Here is a 23,180-nt window from a genome sequence, read left to right as displayed (position 1 = left end):
AGATAAGTGACGGCGAGAGCGGAGAGTGCGCCGTGCGCCCAGCCCAGGCTCGGTACGTGATCGGAGCTCGCATGCGCGAGCTGCGCGAGGCTGCCGGGGTCGCCTTGACCCGCGCCGCCTCCGAGTCCGGCTGGGACAAGGGGCACCTGTCCCGGGTCGAGCGCGGCCACACCAAGCCGAGTCGCGAGCTGATCGAGTGGTACGACGACTCGTTCGGAGCGAACCAGGCTCTGGTCAACCAGTTGATGGAGCTCGACGCCGCCGTACGCGCGGGCCGGGACATGTCGCAGCGGGACATGCGCCGGCATGTGCAACCGGTGCTGCTCGGCGGATCCGTACCGATCGATCATCACCCCGACGACCGGGCCGAACTGGTGGGGGAGACAGTGCCTGACGGTACGCGGGTGTGCCGGGAGCAGGTGTTCGAGAAGACGTGGGAGCTCCGCAACAGCGGCGAACGCCCGTGGCGCAACCGCTACCTCACCCGCCAAGGCGCCCCCGGCGCGCCGGGGTGGCTGAGGTCACCGGCGCGCGAGCGGGTGCCCGACGCCGGGCCGGGCGACGTCGTGACGGTGCGGATGACCTTGCGGGCGCCGTCCCAGGTCGGCGCGTCGACGGCGTACTTCAAGATCACCGACGCAGCCGGTCGGCTCTACTACCCGGGACTCGAGTCACCGCCGATCTTCTGCACGATCTTCACCGCGTACGAGCTCTGACGATAGGTTTGCCTGCATTCCTGATCCCCGCCCGGATACACGGAGTTCGCAGATGATGAGATCTCGCACGATCGCCCTGGCCCTCGCCGCGCTGCTCGTCGTACCGCAGCTGGCCGTCGGCACCGCCAACGCGGTGCACCCGTCGAGGGGACCGGTGGATCCGCCGGTGCCCGCCATTCCGCAGAAGTACCTCGACCAGCCGGTCAACTGGTCCGTCTGCTCGTTCGATGCCGCAGTCAAGCGCCTGTACCCGCAAGCGCCGACCACCAACTGCGCCACGGTCACCGTCCCGATGGACTGGGCGCACCCGGACGCGCATCCGGACGTGAAGGTGGCGATCTCCTACAGCAAGGCCACCGGTACGTCGAAGGGCTTGATGACCACGAACCCGGGCGGACCGGGTGGCGCGGGCCTGACGCTGTCCGCGTCGCTCGCGATCGAGAAGCCGCAGCTGTTCAGCGACTTCGACCTGCTCGGGTTCGACCCGCGCGGCTTCGGTCAGAGCACGCCGCTGCAGTGCATCACTACGACCGAGAAGCTGAACGCACTGCCGGTGACGCCGGACTACAAGGAGCGCACCAAGCTGACGCACGAGGTCGAGGTGGCCGAGGCGAAGCTGCAGGCCGAGGCGTGCGCGGCGACCGAGTTCGGCCGGTTCGTCAGCAGCCAGCAGACCGTGTACGACATGGAGTTCCTGCGGGCACTGCTGAAGGCTCGTCAGCTGAACTTCATCGGCTACAGCTACGGGACCTGGCTCGGCGGCTGGTATGCGGACGCGTACCCGGCGCGGGTCGGCCGGTTCGTGCTCGACTCGAACATGGACTGGACCCACACGCAGTGGGAGAACATGAACTTCGACCCGTTCTCCGGCCAGCGGCGGCGGGACACCCAGCTCATCCCGTGGATCGCCCGGCACGCCGACATGATCCAGGGGCTCGGGTCGACGCCGAAGCAGGTGACCGCGAAGTACGACCAGGTCCGCGCCGACCTGGTGAAGCTCGTGAAGGCCGGCACCAGTGGTGTCCGCGGCGACAACCTGGACGGCATGATCTACAGCGCGCAGTACGGCAACGTGCGCTTCATCCGGGCCACGCTCGACGTCCTCGTGCACGACGAGTACGTGAAGGACCCGTCGGCGTCCGGTGAGGTCGAGCTGCGGCACGTCGACCGCGCATGGGCCCGGATCTCGCCTGAACTGCAGGCGTTCGACACCCTCGCCGCGATCCGCGCCCGGTACGGCGTGACACCGGCGGCCACGTCCGCGGCAGCCGCCGCGGTGCGTGTCGACTCGGCCCGGTCGGTCATTGCGGACGCCCGGGCGACTGCGGCGAGGTCGAGCGGTGACGCGACCGTGAACCTCGGCGCGATCAGTACGACGGTCCGCTGCAACGACACCGCGTTCAGCCACGACCCGGGGTACTACCTGCGCGAGGCCGACAAGATGGCGCGCAAGTACAGCTTCTTCGGTTATCTGAACGGCGTACCGATGTGCGCGTTCTGGCCGTACCCGCCGCAGGACCGGAAGGTCGACCTGGTGGGCGCGCCGCGAATCCTGATGGTGCAGGACGAGCTGGACCCGGCGACGGCGTACGAGGGTGCGCTGCGGACCCATGACGACACCGCCAAGGCGACCCGGTTCGTTGCCATCGACGACGAAGGTCAGCACGGGCAGTATGTCGGCTCGCCGTCGGCCTGCGTGGAGGAGATCGGCGACCGGTTCGTGTTCGCCGGCGAGCTACCCGGCAAGGACCAGGTCTGCGGGACGTCACCGCTTCCCGCCGAGCTGTCGGTCTACCCGGTCGACGGCCCGGTCGACGGCAACGCCGTACACCTGCCGAAGTCGAAGCAGCCGCGGGTGAACCCGATCCTGCAGCAGAGCCTCGACGTCGTGGCGAACAGCACTCTCCGCTGACCGGAGACACCCAATGGGGGCCTTGGACAAGCAATAGCCTGTTCAAGGTCCCCGTTGCCTGTCCGCAGTACGGCGGTCAGCGGTCGGGCGCGTCGTACTCCGCGGCGATTTCGGCGTCGAGTTCGGCTTTGCGTTTGACCCAGCGTTCGGTGAGGCCCTTGACCTCTTCGCTGATGAAGTCGATGAAAGCCAGGGAGATGCGGATGCGGTGGTGGGCGTCGGTGCCTTCGCCGGCTGCGTCGAGGACCTTGCGGAGGGACTCGGACCAGCGCACCAGTGAGGCGTCCTCGCTCATCATCGTCTGGTACCAGGCGTCGTCCTGGACGACGTACACGTCGCGACGGCTGCCGGGCTCGCGCTCGCGGGTCGCCAGGCGCAGTTGCAGCAGGTAGTTGACCGCGCCGGAGACCGCGGCGGGACTCGCCTGCAGTTGGTCGGACAGTTCGGCGGCTGTCATCCGGCCGTCCACGCTGGACAGGATCGCGGCGAACACCCGGGCGGCCATCCGCGGCCAGCCCGTCTCGGCCAGCAGATTGCCGAACTGCTCGGTGTATCGCCGGACGGCGTCGTCGTCTCGAAGTGCACTCACCGCCCCATCATCCCCTCTGGGTCACTCGATTACCTGTCCTGTGAGAAACGTGTTAGCAAGATTCACAAACTTCTGAATGAAGTGTACGTTATGAATCATGACATCAGCCATCGTGGTCTCTGGACTGCACAAGTCGTACGGAAGTACGCACGCCCTGGACGGTCTCGACCTTGAGGTCGCGACCGGTGAGGTGCATGGCTTCCTCGGGCCGAACGGCGCCGGGAAGTCCACCACCATCCGCGTCCTGCTCGGACTGCTGCGTGGTGACGCCGGTGATGTCTCGCTGCTCGGTGGCGACCCGTGGCACGACGCCGCGAAGCTGCACCGCCGGCTGGCGTACGTCCCGGGCGACGTGAACCTGTGGCCGAACCTGACCGGCGGCGAGGTGATCGACCTGCTCGGCCGGCTCCGTGGCGGGGTGGACGAGAAGAAGCGCGACGAGCTGCTGCGCCGGTTCGACCTCGACCCGACCAAGAAGGGCCGGACGTACTCCAAGGGCAACCGGCAGAAGGTCGCCCTGGTCGCCGCTCTCGCGAGTGACGTCGAGCTGCTGATCCTGGACGAGCCCACGTCCGGTCTGGACCCGCTGATGGAGGAGGTGTTCCGGCAGTGCATCGAGGAGGAGCGTCAGCGCGACCGCACCGTGCTGCTGTCGAGCCACATCCTGTCCGAGGTCGAGGCCCTGTGTGACCGCGTCAGCATTATCCGCCGCGGCCAGGTGGTCGAGACCGGCACGCTCGCCGACCTGCGCCACCTCACGCGTACGTCGATCCAGGCCGAGCTGGCCGGATCGCCGAACGGGCTGGCCCAGCTGCCGGGGATCCACGATCTCGATGTCGAGGGCAACCGGGTCCGCTGCGAGGTGGACACCGCCCAGCTCGACGCTGTGATGCGGCAGCTGTCCGCGAGCGGGATCAAGAGCCTGGTAGCTCAGCCGCCGACGCTCGAGGAGCTGTTCCTGCGGCACTACGAGGACGACGTACCTGCCCAGGATTCAACTGAGCCCGAGGCGGCCGTGCGATGAACGACTTCGTCGGTACCGGGACGCTGGTGCGGCTCGCGCTGCGCCGGGACCGGATCCTGATCCCGATCTGGATCCTGGTCTTCGTGATCACGGCCGCCGGATCGGCCAAGGCGTCGATCGATCTGTACTCCGACCAGAACGCTCTGGTGGAGGCCGCGCGTACGTCGAACGCGTCGCCGGCGCTGGTCTCGCTGTACGGGCGGATCTTCGACGAGTCCTCGCTCGGGGCGGTCTCGCTGTTCAAGCTCACCGCGTTCGGCGCGCTACTCGTCGGGTTGCTCGGCGGCATGCTCGTCGTACGGCACACCCGCAGCGAGGAGGAGTCCGGGCGGCTCGAGCTGCTGAGTGCCGGCGTACTCGGTCGGTACGCCGCTCTGGCCTCCGCACTGATCGTGTCCGGGGCGACCGTGATCGTGCTCGGGCTGCTGACTGCGCTGTCCCTGGTGGGCAGTGGCTTGGACACGAAGGGATCGCTCGCGTTCGGGTTGATGTGGGCGGCTGCCGGATTGGCGTTCGCGGGCGTGGCTGCGGTGACCTCACAGGTCAGCGAGAGCGCCCGGGCTGCGAACGGGCTCACTGCGATAGTGCTCGGCGTGGCGTACGTACTGCGCGCCATCGGCGACTCGTCCGCGGACGGCAGCACGCAGTGGGTCTCGTGGTTGTCACCGATCGGCTGGGCGCAGCAGGTCCGTCCGTACGCCGGTGAGCGGTGGGCCGTACTGCTGCTGCCGCTGGCGTTTCTCGCGCTACTGATCACTGCCGCGACCGCACTGATCCGGCGGCGTGACCTAGGAGCCGGTCTGGTGCGCCCACGTCCCGGACCGCCCAGGGCGGCCAAGTCGTTGCGTTCGCCGCTCGCACTCGCTTGGCGGCTGCACCGAGGCTCGCTGTACGCCTGGGGTTTCGCGTTCCTGCTACTCGGTCTGCTGGTCGGCAACATCGCCAGCAACGTCGACGGGTTCGTCACGAGCGACAGTGCCAAGGAGATGGTGCAGAAGCTCGGTGGTGTGGAGGGCATCACGGATGCGTTCCTGGCGACCGAGATGGGCATGGTGGGGTTGCTCGCGTCGGCGTTCGGTATTCAGGCGGCGCTCCGGCTGCGGTCGGAGGAGACCGCGCTCCGGGCCGAGCCGCTGCTGGCGACCGGTGTGACCCGGGCGCAGTGGCTGGCGAGTCACGTGCTGATGGCACTGCTCGGCACCGGCGTACTGATCCTGGTCGCCGGGCTGGGCTCTGGCATCTCGAGTGGGGCCTCGCTCGGCAACTTGGGCCGTCAGGTGCCGCGGATGATCGGTGCGGCCGCCGTACAGCTGCCTGCGATCTGGCTGGTGACCGCTCTGGTCGTCGTCCTGTTCGGACTCGCGCCCAAGCTGGTAACGGGCGGGTGGGTGCTGTACGGCGTGTTCCTGCTGATCGGTCAGTTCGGTGAGATCTTCAACCTGCCGCAGTGGATGATCAACCTCAGCCCGTACGACCACACGCCGCGGTTGCCGGGCGGTGACTTCTCCGTCGCGCCGGTGCTCTGGCTGACCGCGATCGCCGCCGCACTCACCATCGCCGGCTTCACCACCTTCCGCCGCCGCGATATCGGTTAACCGATGATCAGCGCTGGTCTGAGGGGTCCAGCGCTCACAGGCCCGCCCGGCATGTCACCGGGCGGGCCTGTCTACGATCGCTGGGTGTTCAGTGAGCAGCTGGTGGAGTTCTGGAGCGAGCGGCACCTGTGTGTGCTGAGTACGGTCCGGTCAGACGGGACGGTGCACGCGACACCGGTCGGAGCGACCTTGGACGTCGAGGCGGGGCTGGTGCGGGTGATTTGCTCCGGTACGTCGTACAAGGCCCGGGCGATCCGGCGGCTCGGTGAGGCGGCTGTCGCCGTCACACAGGTGGACGGCCGGCGCTGGAGCACGATCGAAGGGCGTGCTGTGGTCAGTGACGACCCTGCGCGGGTGCACGAGGCCGAACGGCGGTACGCCAAGCGCTACAAGGAGCCACGGGTCAACCCGCAGCGCGTAGTCATCGAGATCACCGTGACGAAGGTCCTCGGCAATGCCTGACCCCATCACCGTCGTAGGCCTCGGCGCCGACGGCTGGACCGGCCTCTCAACCCCAGCCCGCCAAGCCGTCGAGCAAGCTGAAGTCCTACTTGGCAGCCCCCGCCAACTAGCCCTGATCCCGGCGCCAACCCCCACCACCTCTCCGGTCTCCACCGCATCCACTTCGTCCGTGGCATCCGCCTCATCCAGCTCTTTTGACGCCGTGCGCCTCGCCTGGCCTTCGCCTTTGTCGGAGGCGCTCCCGCGGTTGCTGGCGGAGCACCGGGGTCGGCGGATCTGTGTGTTGGCGAGTGGTGACCCGACGTTCCACGGCATCGGTACCACGCTGGTCCGGTTGCTCGGCGCTGACGCCGTACGGGTGATTCCGCAGTCGTCGAGCGTCTCGTTGGCCTGTGCGCGACTCGGCTGGGCGCAGGACCAGGTGCAAGTGGTGAGCCTGGTGACCAACCCGGTCGAGCGACTCCACCCGCACCTGCAGCCCGGTCGACGGGTCCTGATCCTCAGCCGAGGCGCCCAAACCCCGGCCGAGGTCGCGGACCTGTTGGTTGCCCGCGGCTACGGCTCCAGCGAGTTCACTGTCCTCGAACAGCTCGGTGGCCCAGCCGAACGCGTCCGTACGACGAACGCCACCGACTGGTCCGACGACGTCGACCCGCTCAATGTCATCGCCGTACTCTGCCCACTCGACGCTCCGATGCTCTCAACAGCACCCGGCCTGCCCGACGATGCGTACGAGAACGACGGCCAACTGACCAAACGCGAAGTCCGCGCTGTCACCCTGTCCCGCCTCGCACCCGTCCCTGGCCAACTCCTCTGGGACATTGGCGGCGGCGCGGGGAGTATCGCGATCGAGTGGTCCCGGCACCATCCGTCCTGCCATGCGATCGCCGTCGAACGCGACCCCGACCGCGCGAAACGCCTGGAACGCAACGTGGCCGCACTGGGTGCGGCCGTGGAGACCGTAGAAGGTGCAGCCCCGGCAGCGCTCGACGGTCTCGAATCGCCGGACGCGATCTTCATCGGCGGGGGAGCGACCGCCGCCGGTATGTTCGACGCCTGCTGGAACGCGCTCCGCCCCGGCGGGCGACTGGTCGCCAACGGCGTCACGCTGGAGACCGAGTCCCTGATCGCCCAGTGGTACAAGGCCGTCGGCGGCGACCTCATCCGCCTCGACGTACAACGCGCCTCCGCCATCGGCACCATGACCGGCTGGCGCCCCGCCATGCCGGTAACCATCTGGAGCGTGACGAAGTGACGGTATTGATGCCGGGCCTCCGCTGGGGCATCGACTCATGACGGTCCACTTCATCGGTGCCGGACCGGGCGCGGCCGATCTGATCACCGTCCGCGGCCGCGACCTGATCGCCTCGTCGCCCGTCTGTCTGTACGCCGGTGCGCTCGTCCCGGTCGAACTCCTCGACCACTGCCCGCCCGGCGCCCGCAAGGTCGACACCGCGAACCTGACCCTCGACGAGATCGTCGCCGAACTCGCCACCGCGCACGCCGCCGGCCTCGACGTCGCCCGCCTGCACTCCGGCGACCCGTCCGTGTTCAGCGCGATGGCCGAACAGATGCGCCGCCTCGACGCCCTCGAGATCCCGTACGACGTGACGCCAGGCGTACCGGCGTACGCCGCGGCCGCCGCCACCCTCGGCCGGGAGCTGACCGTCCCCGAGGTCGGGCAGACCGTCGTCCTCACCCGGATCGGCGGCAGCGCCAGCGCGATGCCGGCCGGTGAGGATCTCGCGACCCTCGGCGCGAGTCAGGCGACGATCGTCCTGCACCTTGCGGTGCAGCAGATCGAACGGGTGGTCGAGGAGCTCGTCCCGAACTACGGCGCGGACTGCCCGGTCGCGGTCGTCGCGCGTGCCTCCCGCGACGACGAGGTCGTCCTGCGCGGCACGCTCGCTGATATCGCGGAGCAGGTGAAGTCTGCGGGCGTTCGCCGTACCGCCGTCATCATCGCCGGAAAGGTGCTGTCGGCAACAGCCTTCCGGGACAGTCATCTCTACTCGGCCGATCGGTCTCGATGAAGGTTCTGCTGCTCGGCGGGACGGGGGAGGCTCGTGAGCTGGCGGGTCTGCTGGCTGGGGCCGGGGTCGACGCGGTGTCGTCGCTGGCGGGACGTACTGCCGATGCGCGGGTGCCGGTTGGTGAGGTGCGGGTCGGTGGGTTCGGTGGGGCGGCCGGGCTTGCGGGCTGGTTGCGGGAGCATCCGGTCGACGCGGTGATCGACGCGACGCATCCGTTTGCAGCGATGATCACTGCGAATGCGTTTTCCGCCACGCGGGAGGTCGGGGTGCCGCTGCTTGTGCTGCGGCGGCGGGGTTGGGCCGCGGAGCCTGGCGACAATTGGCACTGGGTCGAGACCGCTTCCGCGGCTGCTGAGTTGCTGCCAGAGCTGGGGACGCGGGCGTTTCTCACGATCGGACGGCAGGGCCTTGATGCTTTCGCTGGTACGGGGCTCTGGACGCTCGCTCGGTGCGTCGACCCGCCTCAACCTCGTCCCACCTGGTGCACGCTGATTCTTGCCCGCGGCCCCTTTACCGTCGCCGACGAGGAGAGGATTCTGCGCGACCACACCATCGACGTACTGGTCACCAAGGACAGTGGCGGACCCGCGACAGCCGCCAAACTCACCGCGGCCCGCGGATTGGCGATTCCTGTCATCATGATCCGCCGCCCACCCCTACCGGCGGGGCCTGAGGTTGTCGAGACGGTCGAGGCGGCCGTTCAGTGGGTGATGCGAGCGAGCCACTCACCGAGCACGTGACGCTCGCCTTCAGTCAGCATCTCAAGCTCCGGCAACCGCGCCCGCAACGCATTCGCAGGCGCCGCCAAATCCTGGTTCACCGCCACAACCGCGCGCCCGTTTGCGGTTTCGTGGTCTGTTGCGATTGCTGTGATCAAGGCGTCGAACATGGCGTCTGGCAGCCGCGGATCGCGGCGGTCCTCGGGAACGGCCAGCAGCGCCAGTACGGCGCCTGAACCGGCCGCCTGTACCAGTTCCGCGGCCAGGTCCTCGTCGACGCGCAACCGTCCGGCGGCCGCGATGTTGCGGATCCGGGTTCGCAGGATCGCCAGCCCGGCCTCGGCTGCCGCGGGGCGACGGCCCGGCCGCGTGTCGGCGTACATCAGCAGGAAGAGTGCCGGGTTCGCCAGCCCGAACCCGATGTGCAGGTCCCAGCCCGCGCGGAGGTCCATGATCGGGTCCGCCGTCGGATCGAGCGGTGGTTTGTCCGCGAGGTACGTCGAGAACCCGTACTCGAGCACCGCCGCGAGCAGCCCGTCCTTGTCGCCGAACAGCCGGTAGATCGTCGGCGCCTGCGTGCCGGCCGCAGTCGCGACCGCCCGTGTCGACACCGCGTCCCGCCCACCCGCCGCGAGCAGCCCGGCAGCAACTTCGACGATGTGCGCCCGCATCCGATCCCGCCCGCTGATGCCGTCGCTCGTGCCGTCGCCACCGGTGGGCGCGTCGTCTGGCGTCTTGTCGGTCTGCGGCTCCTCCACGGCCCAACGGTAGCGGTTGGCTCGTCGTGTTAACAGTGATAGCGTTAATCTGTATCCATCGATAACAAGGAGCTGTGCATGATCATCGTCACCGGAGCTACCGGCCGCCTCGGCCGTGCTGTTGTCGATCGCCTCGCCGACCGTGTTCCCACCGGTCAGCTCGGCGTCAGCGTGCGTGACCCGGAGAAGGCCGCGGACCTGGCGGCCCGTGGCGTCCGGGTACGGCGCGGAGACTTCGGCGACCCGGACTCGCTCGCGCACGCGTTCGAAGGCGCCACCCAGGTGCTGATCGTCTCGGGCCCGGCTGACCCGGAGCCGCACCACGTCGCGATCGATCTCGCCAAGACCGCCGGCGCCGAGCGGATCCTCTACACCAGCCACCAGGCCGCGAACCCGGACTCCTTGTTCCTCGCGACCCGAGGCCACGCCGCGACCGAACAGGATCTGGTGAATTCCGGCGTACCGTTCACGGCGCTCCGCAACGGTTTCTACGCCAGTACGCCGGTCTTCCTGCTGCGGTCCGCGCTGGAGACGGGGGAGCTGATCCTGCCGGAGGACGGGCCGTTCTCCTGGACAGCGCACCGGGATCTGGCCGACGCGGCGGTGCTCGCGCTCACCGAGCCGGGACGCCTTGACGGCATCACGCCGGCGCTGACCGGGCCCGCATTGCTCGACTACGCGGACATCGTCGCGATCGCTTCGGAGCTCGTCGGCCGGAAGATCGTCCGGGTCACTGTGCCGGACGAGGAGTGGAAGCGGACGGCTCTCGGTCGTGGGATGCCGGAGTTTCTCGTCGACCTGACACTGGGCATCTTCGCAGCCGCCCGGCGCGGCGAGTTCGCCGTCGTCGATCCCGCGCTGCCGGCGATCCTCGGCCGCCCGGCCACGACGCTCCGCGAAGTACTCGTCGCTGAGCTGACTGTGTAGAGCACGCCCGACGAGCCCTGCCCACAGCGCGGCATGCGCTGACGGGCGGCGGTGGGTGGGTCGATAGATTGACGCCATGGGGATTCAGATCGCGCCCAGCATCCTGGCCGCCGACTTCTCGCGGCTGTCTGACGAGGCGGCTGCCGTGTCGAATGCGGACTGGCTGCACGTCGACGTCATGGACAACCACTTCGTGCCGAATCTGACCCTCGGGCTGCCGGTGGTCGAGTCACTGGCCAAGGCGACCGACCTGCCGCTCGACTGTCACCTGATGATCGAGGACCCGGACCGCTGGGCGCCCGGGTACGTCGAGGCGGGCGCGTCGAGCGTCACGTTCCACGTCGAGGCCTGCCGGGCGCCGATCCGGACCGCGCGGGAGATCCGGGCCAAGGGCGCACGGGCGGCGATGGCGCTGAGGCCCGCAACTCCGATCGAGCCGTACGAGGACCTGCTGGCCGAGCTCGACATGATCCTGATCATGACCGTCGAGCCAGGTTTCGGCGGTCAGAAGTTCCTCGACGTCTGCCTACCCAAGATCCGCCGCACCCGCCAACTGCTCGACAAGCACGGCCTGGACCTGTGGATCGAGATCGACGGCGGTGTCTCGGCCGACACCATCGAGCGCTGCGCGGAGGCAGGCGCGGACGTGTTCGTGGCCGGCTCGGCCGTGTACGCCGCCGACGACCCGAACGCGATGGTCGAGCAGCTACGCGGTCTCGCCGAGCAGTCCGCCGGCCGGTAAGTCAGGCCCGCTCGGCTCCGGCTCGACCTCCGGCGGCACTCGCAACAGCAAGACCGTCGAGACCACCGCGAGTACGGCGGCCAGCAGCCACACATACCGCACGCCGAAGCCTTCGATCACCGCACCCGCCACCGCGGCCCCGATCGCCGCACCGCCGGTCGCCGCGCTGCCCATCCACCCGAACACCTCGGTCCGCGCGACGTCCGGCGTCAACGAACCCAGCCTCCCGTACAGCGCACCGATCGCCGGCGCCAACGTCAGCCCCGACACCGTCAATGCGATCCCGAGCGACACCGACGACCAGGTAGCGAAGACGCACAGCAGCATCCCCACCGCGACCAGAGCAGCCCGCCGCCAGAGGTACGACGTACGCCGTCCGGGCAACGCGCCCGCGACAGCGCCGCCGACCAGGCTGCCGAACGCCCAGACGGCCTCGAAGATCCCGGCGATCAGCCGCTGACCGTGGTCGTCGGCGAACGCGACGATGGCCAGCGAGATCCCGTTGAACGACATGATCCAGAGGCCGAACGCGAGGATCAGCGGCAACCGGTGCCGATGCCAGAGCAACTGCCGCGCGGTCAGCGGCACCGTGGTGTGGTGGTCGCGGGGGAGCGGCTCGGGTTGTCGGAGCGCATACCACCAGATGAAGACTGCCGACATCACCGCCGCGAGCAGTACGCCGGCCCGCGGGCTCGCCACGCTCACCGCGGTTGCCCCGAGCATCGGCCCGACCATGAACAACAGCTCCTGCGCCGTCGCATCCACCGAGTACGCCGTCCGCAGTACCGGGCCCGAGACGACCCGAGGCCACGCGGCCCGCAACGTCTGCATGACCGGCGGCACCAGGGCGCCCGCGATCACGGCCAGCAGCGGCAGCAACCGATGCAGCCCGGACGGCAGGAGAGCGATCGTGAACAGCGCGACACTCCAGGCGATCCCCGTCGCGAGCAAGACGCCACGAGGTCCCCGCCGATCGGCCGTGCGCGACCAGAGCGGTCCCGCAACCGCCGCACCGACCGAATAGGCGCCAGCGACAACGCCTGCCCACCGGAACGAGCCGCTCGCGTCCTTGGCGAGGAACGCGATCGGCACCATCGTCGCGAGCATGGGCAGCCGGGCGAGCAGTGAAGCCACCAGCAGCGTCATCACACCGTGCGCTCGCCACAACTCGCGGTACCCGGCCAAATCCATGCCCGCATTCTTGCCCCCGCCGCCGACAGTTTCCGTGCCCCAGCCGGTCAGGCCTCTACGATGAGCGGGTGACCGACCCCAAACCGGTGGATACCTGGCTGACCGACATGGACGGCGTGCTGGTGCACGAGGAACGCGCCATTCCCGGAGCCAGCGAGTTCATCGCGGCGCTGCAGGCCTCCGGCAAGAAGTTCCTGGTCCTCACGAACAACTCGATCTTCACCCCACGCGACCTCCGCGCCCGCCTGCTTGCCGCGGGCATCGACATCCCGGAGCGGTCGATCTGGACCAGCGCGCTCGCCACCGCGCAGTTCCTCGACGACCAGCGGCCGCGCGGAACGGCGTACGTGATCGGCGAGGCAGGACTGACCACCGCGCTGCACGAGATCGGGTACGTGCTGACCGAGCGCGACCCGGACTATGTCGTCCTCGGCGAGACCCGGACATACTCGTTCGAGGCCATCACCAAGGCGATCCGGCTGATCGCCGAAGGCGCCCGCTTCATCGCGACCAATCCGGACCCGACCGGCCCGTCACAAGAAGGTCCGCTGCCGGCAACCGGCTCGGTGGCCGCGCTCATCACCCGGGCCACAGGCGTCGCGCCGTACTTCGTCGGCAAGCCGAACCCGCTGATGATGCGCAGCGCACTGAACCGGATCGAGGGACACTCCGAAACCACCGTGATGATCGGTGATCGGATGGACACCGACATCATCAGCGGTCTCGAGGCAGGCCTGCGGAGCGTGCTCGTGCTGTCCGGATCGACCGCCGACCACGAGGTCGAGCGCTTCCCGTACCGCCCGACCCGCGTGGTCCAGTCCATCGCCGACGTCGTACCGCTGGTGACCGCGCTGTCTTAGGGGGTGGCTGATGCCACCCCCTAGCAGGTCAGAACACGGAAACCGTAGCCCTGGGCCTTCAGGGCCTTGAGGATCGTGGGCAGTGCCGCGACGGTCTGGGTGCGGTTGCCGCCGCCGTCGTGCATCAGGATCACGGAGCCGCTGTGCACGTTCTTCAGCACGCGTTGCACGATCGCCGCCGTACCGGGCTTGGTCCAGTCCCGCGAGTCCACGGTCCACACCACGAGGTCCTTGCCGAGCGCCTTCGCCCGTTGCCGGACGGCCGGGTTCACCCCGCCGTACGGCGGTCTCAGACACGCCGGCGTACTGCCGATCTGGGCTCGGATGGCCTGGTCCGTCGACGTGATCTGTTGGCGGAACGCGGCGGCGCCGAGGAGCCGGAGGTCGGCGTGCGTCCAGGTATGGTTCTGCACGCTGTGGCCGGCCTCGTGGACCCGCTTGGTCAGCTCGGGATGTTTCCGGACGTTCTGCCCGACCTCGAAGAACGTGGCCTTGGCGTCGTACTTCGCGAGGATGTCGAGCACCATCGGGGTGTAGGTGGCATCGGGCCCGTCGTCGAACGTCAGTACGACGTACTTGGTAGGCAGCGGCGTCTTCGTCGGTGTCGCAGGTGCCGCTGCGGGTGGAGTGGACGTGGGCGTGGGTGGTCCGGCCGGTGACTTCGCCGCAGCGACGACCACCGAGCCGATCACCGCGCTCACCAGCATCATCATCGCGAGCCCGATCATGCGATGACCGGACCGCGTCAAACGAACATCCATGCATCCCCCCAGGGCGGTGGGTGGCTCGCTTCCTGCGGTCCACCCTGGGTGCGTCGGCCTCGAAAGCCAGGCACCACGCCGCTTCCCCGTCAACAAATCACGGATAGCGGACGCGCGTCAGGTGCAGGACATGGTGGTGAAGCCGTAGCCTCTGGCCTTCAGGGTCCGCAGGATCGTCGGCAGCGCGGCGACCGTCTGGCTGCGGTTGCCGCCGCCGTCGTGCATCAGGATCACCGAACCGCTGTGCACGTGCGCCAGTGCCCGGCGCACGATCACCGACGTGCCCGGGCGGGACCAGTCGCGGGTGTCGATGGTCCACAGGCGGATGCTCTTGCCGAGGGCAGCAGCCCTCCGCGAGACCAGTTTGTTCGTCCCGCCGTACGGCGGCCGGAGGCAGCGCGGGGTGTACCCCGTCTGGGCCCGGATGTACCGGTCCGTCTTCTGCACCTGGGACCTGAAGGCGCTCGCGGAGACGTGGCGGAGGTCCGGGTGCGACCAGGTGTGGTTCTGCACGCTGTTGCCCTGCTGATAGACCCGTCGGGTCAGGGACGGGTAGCGCGCCACGTTCTGGCCGATCTCGAAGAAGGTCGCCCTCGCCCCGTAAGCGCGAAGGATCTTCAGGATCTGCGCGGTGTAGCGCGAACTCGGGCCGTCGTCGAAGGTGAGATACACGTACTTGCTCGTCGTACTGACCTGTGCGACCGAGCTGGTAGCTGCTCGGTTCGTGGCCTGGGACGTGGCTGTCGCCACCAGGCCGAGTGAAGCGGAGAGTGCGATGGCGACTGCTGCGATCACGAACCGGCTGGACCGCCCGGACGACCGACGATATGGAGACATGACTACCCCCAGTTGCTGCTCCACCCCCGAACGGGGTTGTTCCATCGTGCGCCCAGATGACTCTTGGGGCCAGGGCTGGACGGGTCTCAGAGCACCTGGGAGAGGAACTGGCGCAACCGAGCCGACTCGGCGGCGTCGAAGATCTGTTCGGGTACGCCGGACTCGACGACGACGCCGTGGTCCATGAAGGCCACCTGGTCGGCGACCTCGCGGGCGAACCCCATCTCGTGGGTGACCACGACCATCGTCATCCCGGCCTCGGCGAGGTCCGCCATCAGCGACAGCACGCCCTTGACCAGCTCGGGATCGAGCGCCGACGTGGCTTCGTCGAACAGCATCACCTCGGGCTCCATCGCCAGCGCCCGCGCGATCGCGACCCGCTGCTGCTGACCGCCGGACAGGTTCCCGGGTCGCGCTCCGGCCTTGTGCGCCAGGCCGACCAACTCGAGCTGCGCGCGGGCCGCCGCCTGTGCCGCCTCGGCGTCGAGCTTCTTGATCTTGCGCAGCGGAAGCGTGATGTTGTCGAGCACGCTCTTGTGCGGGAACAGGTTGAAGTGCTGGAACACCATGCCGATGCGTCGTCGCAGTACGTCGGCATCGCCCCGCAGTACCGACTCGCCGCCGAGCTTCACATCACCCGCGTCCGGTTCGAGCAGCCGGTTGATCGCACGCAGCAGCGTCGACTTCCCTGACCCCGACGGGCCGATCACGCACGCGGTCTGCCCCGCAGGTACGGCGAGATCGACGCCGCGCAGCACCTTGTTGCTGCCGAAGGCGAGCTCGACACCGCTCACCTCCAGGCTCGCTGCCTCAACGGTTCGCATGCGCGAGCTCCTCCAGTTCTACGTCCTCCGACTCGACCGGTCGTCCTTCACGCAGCCGCTTGTCGAAGTGGTTCACCAAGTGCGTCAGCGGGACCGTGATCAGCAGGTAGAAGATGCCCGCGAGCAGCAACGGGGACAGGTTTCCGTTGGTCGCGGCAGCGTCCTGACCGATCCGGAACAGTTCCCGCTGGCTCGCCAGCAGGCCGAGGAAGTACACCAGGCTCGACTCCTTCACGAGCGCGATGAACTGGTTCACCAGCGCCGGCAGAACCCGCCGTACCCCTTGCGGAATGACGACCAGCCGCATGCCGCTCGTGTAACTGAAGCCCAGCGCACGGGCGGCCTCGAGCTGCCCCTTCTCCACGCTCTGGATGCCGGAACGGAAGATCTCGCCGATGTACGCCGCGGCGATCAGCGAGAGCGCGAGGATGCCGAGCGGGTACGGGTTCGGGCCCCACCAGTGCCGGGTGATCGGGGACAGGCCCTGGCCGATCAGTAGGATGGTCAGGATCGCGGGCAGGCCGCGGAAGATGTCGGTGTAGATCTTCGCCGGCCAGCGCAGCCAGCGCTTGCTGGACAGGGCGAGGACCGCCACGATCATACCGAGCAGGGTGCCCAGCACGACCGAGGCGGCCGCCAGAATCAGCGTGTTGACCAGTCCTACCTTCAGCATCTCGGGCAGGACCGCCTTCATCGACTCCCAGTCGAGGAAGGTGTCACTCAGGGTGGACCAGATGTCCATCAGGCTTTGGGAGCCGTGAACTTGACCGATCCGCTGCCCGGCTTGAAGTTCGCCGGTACGGCGCGGCCCGGGTAGTACTGCTCGACCAGCTTGGTCCAGGTGCCGTCGGCGATCACCTCGTCGAGCGCCTTGTTCACGGCTTCGCGGAGCTTGTCGTTGCTCTTCGCCACTGCGAACGCCATCGGCGCGTCACTCAGCTCCTTCGCGGCCAGGATCACCGTGCCGCCGCCCTGCTCCTTCGCCATCTTCTCGCCGATCTCGGCGGGCGAGACCCAGGCGTCCGCCGTACCGGCCTTGACCTGGCCGAGCGCGGCGTTGTAGTTCGGGACGCGGACCGGGTTCAGGTTCTTCTGCGTGGCGTAGTCGTCCTGGACGGTGCCCTGGACGACCACGACGCGCTTGCCGGTGAGCTGGTCGAACGACGTGATTCCGGAGCTCTTGGTGGTGTTCAGGCCGAGGTAGCCGAAGTCGTACCCGTTGCTGAACGCAACCGTCTTCTTGCGGGCCTCGGTGACCGTGATCGACGAGCTCCCGAGGTCGAACTGGCCGCCGTTCACCTGCGACAGCAGCGCGGAGAAGTCGGTCCCGACGAACTCCGGCTTCAGGTTCAGCTTCGCCGCGACCGCGGTGATCAGGTCGTTGTCGAAACCGGTGAACTTCCCGTCCTTCACGTAGACGTTCGGCGGTGCGTCGGTCAGGGTCCCGATCCGCAGCGTCCCCGCCGACATCAGCCCCAGATCCTCGCCGCCCGCGGACTTGTCCTGATTGCTGCCACAGGCAACCATCGCGCTCGCCAAGGTGATGGCCCCGACCACTGCGACAACCCGCCGAAAAGCGCCGAACGCGCGCACAACTGTCTCCTCACAACGTCAACGAAGGCAGGACGGTTCGCCCCGCCGGAGCAAGCCAACACCAGCCGAGCGACCCGCATTCCCCGCCGACGAAGCCTGAGACAGCGCCGAATGTCTACTCAAATCGTGCTATATCGGGGGCTCCCGGCCGCGGTGGATCGGGACTGGGAACCCCCCGTGGGGACTGGGAACAGGAAATACCCTGTTCCCAGTCCCCGCGGCATGTTCCTTGTCGGGCGGATGGGCTCACGATGTGACCTGGGTCGTGGTGCGGGTTGCGGGGAGGGGCATACTTGAAGCACGAGTGAACCCACTCGCGTGCTCCGGGGTCGGTGTAATTCCGAGCCGGCGGTTACAGTCCGCGACCCGGTCGCTGCGGTTCGGCGATCGGTTGACCTGGTGGAATTCCAGGACCGACGGTGAAAGTCCGGATGGGAGGCGCACGCGGTCGGCGGGTGTGCTCTGGCGCCCGACGGCGCGGAGCGTGGACTGCACAGCCCACGGGACGCGGCGGCGAGAGGTCCGGCGACGGACCGCGAGACCGGGCCGGACGAGAGGTCCGGACGGTGAGGGCGACGGAGCAGACGTGCCGGTCGAGGCCCCGGAGTGCGTCCGTGACGACGAGGGGCCCGAGAAGTGAACGACGCGTCGCCGATCGACATCGCCTGGATGCGGCGTGCTGTCGAGTTGGCTGCGAGAGGTACCGGCAGCACCCATCCGAACCCGGTGGTCGGGTGCGTGATCACCGGCCGCGACGGGCATCCGGTGGGCGAGGGCTTCCATGCCGTTGCCGGCGGCCCGCATGCCGAGGTCGAGGCGCTCCGGATGGCCGGGGCACGAGCCCGCGGCGGTACGGCGTACGTCACGCTCGAGCCGTGCAACCACACCGGCCGGACCGGACCGTGCGCGGACGCCCTGATCGAGGCCGAGGTCGCCCGGGTCGTGTACGCCGTACCCGATCCGAACCGGACCGCTTCCGGGGGCGCCGACAAGCTGCGGAACAAGAACATCGACGTCGTACAGGGCGTCCTGCAGACCGAGGCGGAGGCGGTCAACCAGGTCTGGTTGCACAGCATCCGGACGGGTCGGCCGTTCGTCACCTGGAAGTTCGCGACCACGCTCGACGGGCGGTCCGCGGCCCCGGACCGGAGCAGTAAATGGATCACGGGGCCGATCGCACGCGCCGACGTACACCGGCAACGGGCCGAGTGCGATGCGATTGCCGTCGGTACCCAGACGGTGCTGGTCGACGACCCCGAGCTGACGGTTCGCGACGAGAACGACGTACCCGCGGCGCGGCAGCCGTTGCGGGTGGTCGTCGGCGACCGGGAGATCCCACCCACCGCGCGGGTCCGCAACGACCGTGCGGAGACGTTGCTGCTGCCGACCCACGATCCCGCCGAGGTGCTCCGGCAGCTGGACGATCTGCAGATCCGGCACCTCTGGCTCGAAGGCGGCCCGACCCTGGCCGCCGCGTTCCTGCGCGCCGGGCTCGTCGACCAGATCGTCGCGTACGTGGCCCCGGCCGTCCTCGGTTCCGGGTACGGCGCGGTCGGCGACCTCGGCGCGGAATCGATCGACCACCTGCGGCGGTTCAAGCTAGCGGACGTCACCCGCCTGGGCGACGACGTCCGGCTGACCCTGGTTCCTCTGGGAGGAAAGTAGATGTTCACCGGCATCATCGAAGAACTCGGCACCGTCGAGTCCCTGGACCTGCTCGACGGCGACGCCGCGCGGCTCACCATCCGCGGACCGAAGGTGACCGAGGACGCCGCGCACGGCGCCTCGATCGCGGTCAACGGCTGTTGCCTGACGGTGGTGGAGTACGGCGGCGGCCTGTTCACCGCGGATGTGATGCGCGAGACGCTGCAGCGGACCAGCCTCGGCGGTCTGCAGAAGGGCTCGCCGGTCAACCTCGAGCGGGCCGTCGCCGCGCACGAGCGGCTCGGCGGGCACATCGTCCAGGGCCACGTCGACGGCACCGGCACGATCGCCGGCCGGACGCCGGGGGAGCACTGGGAGGACGTCCGGATCGCGACGTCCCCGGAGATCCTCAAGTATGTCGCCGAGAAGGGCTCGATCGCGATCGACGGGGTCTCGCTGACCGTGACCGATGTCGACGACGCGTCCGGGACGTTCGGGGTCAGCCTGATCCCGACCACGCTGGAGCTGACCGTGCTGGGCGGGAACTCGGTCGGCGACACCGTCAACCTCGAGGTGGACGTGATCGCGAAGTACGTCGAAAGACTTCTGACGGCAGGCAACGTGAAGGACAGCGTCGTGAAGGACAGCGTCGTGAAGGACAGCGTCGTGAAGGACAGCGTCGTGAAAGACAGCATCGTGAAGGACAGCATCGTCAAGGACAACATCGTGACGGACAACGGAGGCGTGCGGTGAACCCGATCGACTGGCTGTTGCACTCCACGGTGACGATCGCCGGGTCGGAGGTCCTGGTCCGGGAGATCGTCGGCAACGTGTTCGGTCTGGCCAGTGCACTCTTCGGCATGCGCCGGCTGGTGTCGGCGTGGCCGGTCGGCATCGTCGGCAACGTCCTGCTGTTCACCGTCTTCGTCGGCGGGATCTTCGACACCCCGCAGGACAAGGACCTCTGGGGGCAGGCCGGCCGCCAGGTGTTCTTCGCGATCGTCAGCCTCTACGGGTGGTACCGCTGGTACCAGACCCGGCACGGCGGCGCCGCCACGGGCGTCCAGCCGCGTTGGGCGACCGCCCGCGAGCGGCTCGAGCTCGGCGGCATCGCGGTGGTCCTGTACGCGATCTCGTACTTCGTGCTGCGTGAGCTCGGATCGTGGGGCCCGCAGTGGGACGCGTGGATCCTCACAGGGTCGATCCTGGCGACGTACGGGATGGCGCGTGGCTTCGTCGAGTTCTGGCTGATCTGGATCGCTGTCGACGTGGTCGGCGTACCGCTGCTGGTGAAGGCAGGGTTCTACCCGTCGGCGACGATGTACATCGTGTACGGGCTGTTCTGCGTCGTCGGGTTCGTGTCGTGGTGGAAGATCCAGAACCGTGAGCGGGTCCAAGCTCCTGAGCCTGTGGTGGTGGGTTAGATGGGCGACGTACTGAAGCTCGACACGATCGAGCACGCGATCGACGAGATCCGCGCCGGCCGGCCGGTGATCGTGGTCGACGACGAGGACCGCGAGAACGAGGGCGACCTGATCTTCGCCGCGTCCAAGGCGACGCCGGAGCTGCTGGCCTTCCTGATCCGGTACAGCTCCGGCGTGGTGTGCGTGCCGATGGAGGGCGCGGAGCTCGACCGGCTCGGGATCCCGTTGATGACGCCGCACAACCGGGAGCGGATGCGGACGGCGTACACGATCTCCGTCGACGCGCGGGACGGGATCTCCACCGGGATCTCGGCCGCCGACCGGGCGCGGACGATCCGGGTGCTGACCGATTCGGCCTCGGAGCCGTACGACCTGGTGCAGCCGGGACACGTGTTCCCGTTGCGCGGTCGCGAAGGCGGCGTGCTGGTCCGCCCCGGGCACACCGAGGCGTCGATCGACCTGGCGCGGATGGCCGGGCTGACGCCGGCCGCGGTGATCTCGGAGCTGGTGAACGACGACGGGACGATGAAGCGCGGGCTCGACCTGCGGACGTTCGCGGACGAGCACGGGCTGGTCCTGGTGTCGATCGACGACCTGATCCGGTACCGGCGCCGTACCGAATCCCAGATCCAGAAGGTCGCGACGACGACGCTGCCGACGCAGTACGGCGATTTTGTTGCGCACGGCTACCGCAACACGGTGGACGGGTCGGAGCAGCTCGCACTGGTGCGCGGCTCGCTGGATGATGGGCCTGTTTTGGTCCGATTGCACTCGGAGTGCCTGACCGGTGATGTGTTCGGGTCGCTGCGCTGTGACTGCGGGCCGCAGCTGGACGAGGCGATGCGGCAGGTCGCGGCCGAGGGCGGTGTCGTGGTGTACCTGCGCGGTCATGAGGGGCGCGGGATCGGGCTGCTGCACAAGCTGCAGGCGTACGAGCTGCAGGACGCGGGCCGGGACACGGTCGACGCGAACCTGGACCTCGGGTTGCCGGCGGACGCGCGCGACTACGGGACCGGTGCGCAGATCCTGGCCGATCTTGGCGTCAAGGAAGTGCGGTTGCTGACCAACAACCCCGACAAGCTCGCGGGCGTGCAGGGGTACGGCATCGACGTGGTCGAGCGCCGGGGCATCTCCATCGACCCGACCGAGCACAACCTGCGGTACCTGCGCACCAAGCGCGATCGAATGGGCCATCACCTGCCGGGCGGCCTGCTGACCGAAGAGAACGGAGCCGGCTGATGTCGGGCAGTGGAGCACCCACCATCGAGGTAACCCGCGTTGAGGACGCCCGGGTCGCGATCGTCGCCGCCCAGTGGCACCCGAAGGTCACCGACGGCCTGCTCGCCGGAGCCCTCCGCGCGCTGGAGGACTCCGGCGTCACCGACCACACCGTCATCCGGGTCCCCGGTTCGTTCGAGCTTCCCGTCGCGTCGTTGCATGCGGCAAAGTCCGGGTACGACGCGGTGGTCGCCCTCGGTGTGGTGATCCGGGGCGACACTCCCCACTTCGAATACGTCTGCCAGGCGGCCACGGACGGCCTCATGCAGGTCGGCGTCACGACGGGCGTCCCCGTCGGCTTCGGCGTACTCACCTGCGACAACGACCCCCAGGCCCTGGACCGAGCCGGCCTCCCCGACAGCCGCGAAGACAAAGGCTACGAAGCAACCCAAGCAGCCCTGTCCACCCTGGCCGCCATCCGCCAACTGAACGCGTAGTCCATCCCGCGCGGCGAGTTCGCGCTGCCGCGCGGGCGACTACTTGGCCAGCGCTCCCGATGAGATGGATGTGCTACCGGCGACTGGATATCGAGCCTGCGCGCGCCTCGGCCGCGTCGGGTCTCAGCCGACGAAGGTGATCGCGTTGCCGTCCGGGTCGCGCACGATGAAATCGGTGCCGCCCCACGCTTGTTTGGTCAGCTTCTGCACGATCTCGGCGTCAGCGGCCCGATATTCCGCGTAAAGCTCGCGTACGTTCGGCATATCGACGAACGCCATGATGAGCCCTTCTCGTTCCGCGGCACCGGCCGCGAACACCGGCTCGTGGACGAGCTTCAGGTGCAAGGTCGCGCCGTCGCGCGACACCGATCCGTAGAACGGTGGGTTGCCGTGCAAGAAGTCGATCCGGAAGCCGAGTTGGTCGCGGTAGAACGCGGCCGAGGCGTCGACGTCGGCGACGTACAGCACCGGTTTGGCGCTGGCGACTGCCGTGTCCTGAGTCCGCGGCTGCTCGCCGTTGGGCTGGGCCGCTTCCGTGCTCGCCTTGAGTTCGGCCCAGCTGGCGCTGCCCGCTTCGAGGGCGATGATCTCTTGGGCTTCGGTGAGGGGAAACTTCAGCGCGAGTGCTTCGCGGTCGGACAACGTGCGATAGCGCGCGAGCTGTCGGATGCGACCGCCGATCGAGAAGTTTCCCTCGCGGTGCCAGCGAACGAGCAGTTTCGCCTGCTTCTTGTAGGTTTCTAGCTTGGGCATGGCGCTCCCTCTTCGGTCGTGAAGTAGGTGGGCCTTGCCCTTTCGGCTTGCTCTGCCGCTGCGCCCTACAACCGGGTTCGAACCCGCGCCTGCGACGTCGA

General features: G+C 68.5%; 24 protein-coding genes, 1 pseudogene and 1 riboswitch. Of the genes and pseudogenes, 16 read left to right on the top strand and 9 right to left on the bottom strand.

Annotation, left to right across the window (positions count from 1 at the left end):
- The first annotated feature begins 71 nt into the window (after positions 1-71).
- Both EV137_RS24430 and EV137_RS24425 read left to right on the top strand, forming a co-directional pair.
- Positions 72-716: an NBR1-Ig-like domain-containing protein gene (locus EV137_RS24430; RefSeq protein WP_238175533.1), complete on the top strand. Its 645-nt coding sequence runs from the start codon at positions 72-74 to the stop codon at positions 714-716.
- Between the two features lie 52 nt (positions 717-768).
- Positions 769-2,628, top strand: coding sequence for an alpha/beta hydrolase (locus tag EV137_RS24425; protein WP_134130963.1), 1,860 nt, complete (start codon positions 769-771; stop codon positions 2,626-2,628).
- A gap of 76 nt (positions 2,629-2,704) precedes the next feature.
- On the opposite strand, the gene EV137_RS24420 is transcribed toward EV137_RS24425, so the two are convergent.
- Positions 2,705-3,217 (bottom strand): GbsR/MarR family transcriptional regulator, encoded by a 513-nt coding sequence (locus EV137_RS24420; RefSeq protein ID WP_134007388.1) that lies wholly within the window; start codon positions 3,215-3,217, stop codon positions 2,705-2,707.
- Between the two features lie 97 nt (positions 3,218-3,314).
- Between EV137_RS24420 and EV137_RS24415 the strand changes: the two genes are divergently transcribed.
- The 6 genes from EV137_RS24415 to EV137_RS24390 all read left to right on the top strand — a co-directional run bounded on the left by EV137_RS24415 (position 3,315) and on the right by EV137_RS24390 (position 9,071).
- A complete protein-coding gene (locus EV137_RS24415; RefSeq protein WP_134130962.1) occupies positions 3,315-4,241 on the top strand; it encodes an ABC transporter ATP-binding protein in 927 nt (308 codons plus the stop codon).
- Positions 4,238-5,836: an ABC transporter permease gene (locus EV137_RS24410; RefSeq protein ID WP_134130961.1), complete on the top strand. Its 1,599-nt coding sequence runs from the start codon at positions 4,238-4,240 to the stop codon at positions 5,834-5,836. The genes EV137_RS24415 and EV137_RS24410 overlap by 4 nt, the downstream gene beginning before the upstream one ends.
- A gap of 84 nt (positions 5,837-5,920) precedes the next feature.
- Positions 5,921-6,298, top strand: coding sequence for a PPOX class F420-dependent oxidoreductase (locus EV137_RS24405; protein WP_134007394.1), 378 nt, complete (start codon positions 5,921-5,923; stop codon positions 6,296-6,298).
- Positions 6,291-7,553 (top strand): precorrin-6y C5,15-methyltransferase (decarboxylating) subunit CbiE, encoded by a 1,263-nt coding sequence (cbiE, locus tag EV137_RS24400; RefSeq protein WP_134130959.1) that lies wholly within the window; start codon positions 6,291-6,293, stop codon positions 7,551-7,553. The genes EV137_RS24405 and cbiE overlap by 8 nt, the downstream gene beginning before the upstream one ends.
- A gap of 37 nt (positions 7,554-7,590) precedes the next feature.
- Positions 7,591-8,331, top strand: a complete 741-nt coding sequence (gene cobM, locus EV137_RS24395) for a precorrin-4 C(11)-methyltransferase (RefSeq protein WP_134130958.1) — start codon at positions 7,591-7,593, stop codon at positions 8,329-8,331.
- Positions 8,328-9,071, top strand: coding sequence for a cobalt-precorrin-6A reductase (locus tag EV137_RS24390; protein ID WP_134130957.1), 744 nt, complete (start codon positions 8,328-8,330; stop codon positions 9,069-9,071). Before cobM ends, EV137_RS24390 begins: the two co-directional genes overlap by 4 nt.
- Here the strand turns inward: EV137_RS24390 and EV137_RS24385 are convergent.
- Positions 9,032-9,808 carry a TetR/AcrR family transcriptional regulator gene (locus EV137_RS24385; RefSeq protein WP_238175532.1) on the bottom strand — a complete coding sequence of 259 codons (777 nt, stop codon included), beginning with the start codon at positions 9,806-9,808 and terminating at the stop codon, positions 9,032-9,034. The two genes, EV137_RS24390 and EV137_RS24385, sit on opposite strands and share 40 nt — an antisense overlap.
- A gap of 78 nt (positions 9,809-9,886) precedes the next feature.
- Here EV137_RS24385 and EV137_RS24380 point away from each other — a divergent pair, with 78 nt between their 5' ends.
- Both EV137_RS24380 and rpe read left to right on the top strand, forming a co-directional pair.
- The gene (locus EV137_RS24380) at positions 9,887-10,735 is read left to right on the top strand and encodes an SDR family oxidoreductase (RefSeq protein ID WP_134130956.1); all 849 of its coding nucleotides are present in this window, start codon (positions 9,887-9,889) and stop codon (positions 10,733-10,735) included.
- A 76-nt stretch (positions 10,736-10,811) separates the two neighbouring features.
- Positions 10,812-11,477, top strand: coding sequence for a ribulose-phosphate 3-epimerase (gene rpe, locus EV137_RS24375; RefSeq protein WP_134007404.1), 666 nt, complete (start codon positions 10,812-10,814; stop codon positions 11,475-11,477).
- Here rpe and EV137_RS24370 read toward each other — a convergent pair.
- Positions 11,442-12,668: an MFS transporter gene (locus EV137_RS24370; protein ID WP_134130955.1), complete on the bottom strand. Its 1,227-nt coding sequence runs from the start codon at positions 12,666-12,668 to the stop codon at positions 11,442-11,444. The genes rpe and EV137_RS24370 overlap by 36 nt on opposite strands.
- A gap of 107 nt (positions 12,669-12,775) precedes the next feature.
- Between EV137_RS24370 and EV137_RS24365 the strand changes: the two genes are divergently transcribed.
- Complete coding sequence (locus EV137_RS24365) at positions 12,776-13,528, top strand: HAD-IIA family hydrolase (protein ID WP_238175692.1); 753 nt, start codon at positions 12,776-12,778, stop codon at positions 13,526-13,528.
- Between the two features lie 20 nt (positions 13,529-13,548).
- Here EV137_RS24365 and EV137_RS24360 read toward each other — a convergent pair whose 3' ends face one another.
- From EV137_RS24360 to EV137_RS24340, 5 genes are all read right to left on the bottom strand, one after another.
- Positions 13,549-14,289 carry a polysaccharide deacetylase family protein gene (locus tag EV137_RS24360; protein ID WP_238175531.1) on the bottom strand — a complete coding sequence of 247 codons (741 nt, stop codon included), beginning with the start codon at positions 14,287-14,289 and terminating at the stop codon, positions 13,549-13,551.
- Positions 14,290-14,406: 117 nt separating this feature from the next.
- Positions 14,407-15,126 (bottom strand): polysaccharide deacetylase family protein, encoded by a 720-nt coding sequence (locus EV137_RS24355; RefSeq protein WP_134130953.1) that lies wholly within the window; start codon positions 15,124-15,126, stop codon positions 14,407-14,409.
- A gap of 86 nt (positions 15,127-15,212) precedes the next feature.
- Positions 15,213-15,950 carry an amino acid ABC transporter ATP-binding protein gene (locus EV137_RS24350; protein WP_134007412.1) on the bottom strand — a complete coding sequence of 246 codons (738 nt, stop codon included), beginning with the start codon at positions 15,948-15,950 and terminating at the stop codon, positions 15,213-15,215.
- Positions 15,937-16,692, bottom strand: a complete 756-nt coding sequence (locus EV137_RS24345) for an amino acid ABC transporter permease (protein ID WP_134130952.1) — start codon at positions 16,690-16,692, stop codon at positions 15,937-15,939. Before EV137_RS24345 ends, EV137_RS24350 begins: the two co-directional genes overlap by 14 nt.
- Positions 16,692-17,543 (bottom strand): substrate-binding periplasmic protein, encoded by an 852-nt coding sequence (locus EV137_RS24340; protein ID WP_134130951.1) that lies wholly within the window; start codon positions 17,541-17,543, stop codon positions 16,692-16,694. Before EV137_RS24340 ends, EV137_RS24345 begins: the two co-directional genes overlap by 1 nt.
- A gap of 315 nt (positions 17,544-17,858) precedes the next feature.
- Positions 17,859-17,990, top strand: a riboswitch (FMN riboswitch).
- Positions 17,991-18,179: 189 nt separating this feature from the next.
- Here EV137_RS24340 and ribD point away from each other — a divergent pair.
- The 5 genes and pseudogenes from ribD to ribH all read left to right on the top strand — a co-directional run bounded on the left by ribD (position 18,180) and on the right by ribH (position 22,326).
- On the top strand, positions 18,180-19,208 hold the full coding sequence (ribD, locus tag EV137_RS24335) for a bifunctional diaminohydroxyphosphoribosylaminopyrimidine deaminase/5-amino-6-(5-phosphoribosylamino)uracil reductase RibD (RefSeq protein WP_202871132.1): 1,029 nt from the start codon (positions 18,180-18,182) through the stop codon (positions 19,206-19,208).
- Positions 19,209-19,793: pseudogene (locus EV137_RS24330) on the top strand (riboflavin synthase); the annotation flags it as partial. It abuts the gene before it with no gap.
- A 143-nt stretch (positions 19,794-19,936) separates the two neighbouring features.
- Positions 19,937-20,611 (top strand): nicotinamide riboside transporter PnuC, encoded by a 675-nt coding sequence (pnuC, locus tag EV137_RS24325; RefSeq protein WP_134007421.1) that lies wholly within the window; start codon positions 19,937-19,939, stop codon positions 20,609-20,611.
- Entirely contained in the window at positions 20,612-21,850 is a 1,239-nt protein-coding gene (locus EV137_RS24320; protein ID WP_134130949.1) for a bifunctional 3,4-dihydroxy-2-butanone-4-phosphate synthase/GTP cyclohydrolase II, read from the top strand.
- Complete coding sequence (ribH, locus tag EV137_RS24315) at positions 21,850-22,326, top strand: 6,7-dimethyl-8-ribityllumazine synthase (RefSeq protein ID WP_134130948.1); 477 nt, start codon at positions 21,850-21,852, stop codon at positions 22,324-22,326. The genes EV137_RS24320 and ribH overlap by 1 nt, the downstream gene beginning before the upstream one ends.
- A 123-nt stretch (positions 22,327-22,449) precedes the next feature.
- Here the strand turns inward: ribH and EV137_RS24310 are convergent, their stop codons facing one another.
- The gene (locus tag EV137_RS24310) at positions 22,450-23,079 is read right to left on the bottom strand and encodes a glyoxalase superfamily protein (protein WP_134130947.1); all 630 of its coding nucleotides are present in this window, start codon (positions 23,077-23,079) and stop codon (positions 22,450-22,452) included.
- Between the last annotated feature and the right edge of the window lie 101 nt (positions 23,080-23,180).

It is taken from the genome of Kribbella pratensis (assembly GCF_004366075.1).
Taxonomy (GTDB): Bacteria; Actinomycetota; Actinomycetes; order Propionibacteriales; family Kribbellaceae; genus Kribbella; species Kribbella pratensis.
This window is presented reverse-complemented; position numbering and strand designations above follow the sequence as displayed.